The organism is Paraburkholderia sp. RL18-085-BIA-A, from assembly GCF_046027075.1.
GTDB lineage: Bacteria > Pseudomonadota > Gammaproteobacteria > Burkholderiales > Burkholderiaceae > Paraburkholderia.
Window position 1 is genome coordinate 1 of the sequence record NZ_JARESU010000357.1, and the last position, 2,366, is coordinate 2,366.

General features: G+C 60.1%; 2 protein-coding genes and 1 pseudogene. All 3 read left to right on the forward strand.

All coding sequences use genetic code 11. The features are described 5' to 3' along the window. The coding region (sufB, locus tag P0D89_RS52325) for a Fe-S cluster assembly protein SufB (RefSeq protein WP_408370948.1) at nucleotides 1-1,024 on the forward strand (1,024 nt) is incomplete at its 5' end. A 43-nt stretch (nucleotides 1,025-1,067) separates the two neighbouring features. Continuing rightward, on the forward strand, nucleotides 1,068-1,859 hold the full coding sequence (gene sufC, locus P0D89_RS52330; protein WP_408370946.1) for a Fe-S cluster assembly ATPase SufC: 792 nt from the start codon (nucleotides 1,068-1,070) through the stop codon (nucleotides 1,857-1,859). Continuing rightward, nucleotides 1,856-2,366 (forward strand): annotated as a pseudogene (locus P0D89_RS52335) (Fe-S cluster assembly protein SufD); the annotation flags it as partial. The gene sufC and the pseudogene P0D89_RS52335, both read left to right, overlap by 4 nt.

Below are 2,366 nucleotides of genomic sequence, written 5' to 3' on the forward strand. Positions count from 1 at the left end.
CGAAAAGCTTGCGGAACTCGGCATCGTGTTCTGTTCATTCTCGGATGCCGTGCAGCATCATCCCGAGCTGGTGCAGAAGTATCTCGGCTCGGTGGTGCCGCATACCGACAATTTCTTTGCTGGGCTGAATTCCGCCGTGTTCAGCGACGGCTCGTTCTGCTACATCCCGGCGGGCGTGCGCTGCCCGATGGAGCTGTCGACCTACTTCCGCATCAACGCGCAGAACACCGGGCAGTTCGAGCGCACACTGATCATCGCGGACAAGGGTGCGTATGTGAGCTACCTGGAAGGCTGCACTGCACCGATGCGCGACGAAAATCAGCTGCATGCCGCGGTGGTCGAGCTGATTGCGCTGGAAGGGGCACAGATCCGCTATTCGACCGTGCAGAACTGGTATCCGGGCGACGCATCGGGCAAGGGCGGCATCTACAACTTCGTGACCAAGCGTGGCGATTGCCGCGAGGCGAATTCGAAGATTTCGTGGACTCAGGTCGAAACGGGTTCGGCGATCACGTGGAAGTACCCGAGCGTGATCCTGCAGGGCGATAACTCGGTCGGTGAATTCTATTCGGTGGCGCTGACCAACCACTATCAACAGGCCGATACCGGGACGAAGATGATTCACCTCGGTCGCAATACGCGCAGCACGATTCTGTCGAAAGGCATTTCAGCGGGCCGCGGAAAGAATGCGTATCGCGGCCTCGTGAAGGTCGGCCGTGCGGCTGAAGGTGCGCGCAATTACACACAGTGCGATTCGCTGTTGCTCGGCGACCGTTGCAGCGCACACACATTCCCCTATATCGAGGTCAAGAACCCGACCGCGAAGGTCGAGCACGAAGCCTCGACATCACGCATCGGCGAAGACCAGCTGTTCTATTGCCGGCAGCGCGGTCTGTCTGCGGAAGATGCGGTGTCGATGATTGTAAACGGCTTCTGCAAGGAAGTCTTCAAGGAGTTGCCGATGGAGTTCGCTGTCGAGGCGCAGAAGCTGCTCGGTGTCAGCCTGGAGGGCAGTGTGGGCTAACCGTTAGCACCTGGCCCACGGCGATTCGCGAGGGATTGGAACCATGCTTGAAATCAGCAATCTGCAAGTCGAAGTCGACGGCAAGAAAATTCTGCGCGGCATCGAGCTGAGCGTGAAGACCGGCCAGGTGCACGCGATCATGGGCCCGAACGGCTCGGGCAAGAGCACGCTTGCCCACGTGCTGGCAGGGCGCGAGGACGTTGTCGTCACCGGCGGCACGGTCTCGTATCTCGGTCGCGATCTGCTGGCGCTCGCGCCTGAAGAGCGTGCGCACGAAGGACTGTTTCTCGCGTTCCAGTATCCCGTTGAGATACCCGGTGTGAGCAATGTTTATCTGCTGAAGGCAGCGTTGAACGCGCAGCGCCGGCATCGTGGCGAGCCGGAACTCGACGCGATGGAATTTCTGCAACTGGTCAAGGACAGAATGATGCTGATGCAGATGGACGAGACTCTACTGTATCGCGCAGTCAACGAAGGCTTTTCCGGAGGAGAAAAGAAGCGCAACGAGATCCTGCAGATGGTGGTGCTGGAGCCCCGGCTCGCCATTCTTGACGAAACGGATTCCGGACTCGACATCGATGCGCTGCAGATCGTCGCGCAGGGCGTCAACCGCATGCGCAGTCCAGAACGGGCGATCGTGCTGGTCACGCACTATCAGCGCCTGCTGGATTACGTCGTGCCGGATCGCGTGCATGTGCTGGCGAACGGCCGGATCGTGAAGTCGGGGTCGCGTGAACTGGCCCTGGAGCTGGAACGCAAGGGCTATGGCTGGATTGAGGATGAGGCCATGCAATCGGCCAGTGTAGCCAGTGCAGTGAGTGCGGGACATCCATGAAAAACGAATCTCTCGATCATTTCCACCAGGCTTTTGGACAACTCGCGAAGACGTTGCCCGGCGCCGAGTTGCCGTGGCTCCGCACCGCGCGCCGAAGCGCCTTCGAACAGTTCGACGCGCTCGGTTTTCCGACCACACGCCACGAAGACTGGAAGTACACGAACGTGTCGGCGATCGGCAAGCGTCCCTGGCATTTCGCGCCACAACGCACCGGCTGCCTCGACGATGACGACGTGCGACGCATCGTCGATGAACTCGTGCTGGACCCGGCTGGCCATCGACTGGTATTCGTCAACGGTCGCCATGTGCCGCGGCTGTCGAGACTGAATAGCTTGCCGCATGATGTGTTTGTGGGCTCGCTCACGCGGGCGTTGAGAGAAATGCCGCAACGACTCGAAGCGGCGATCGCCTCGCAGACGTATGCCGACGGCTTCACCGCGCTCAACACGGCGTTTCTGACCGATGGATTTGCCGTCGTGCTACCGCCTGGTGAGGTCATTGATCAAC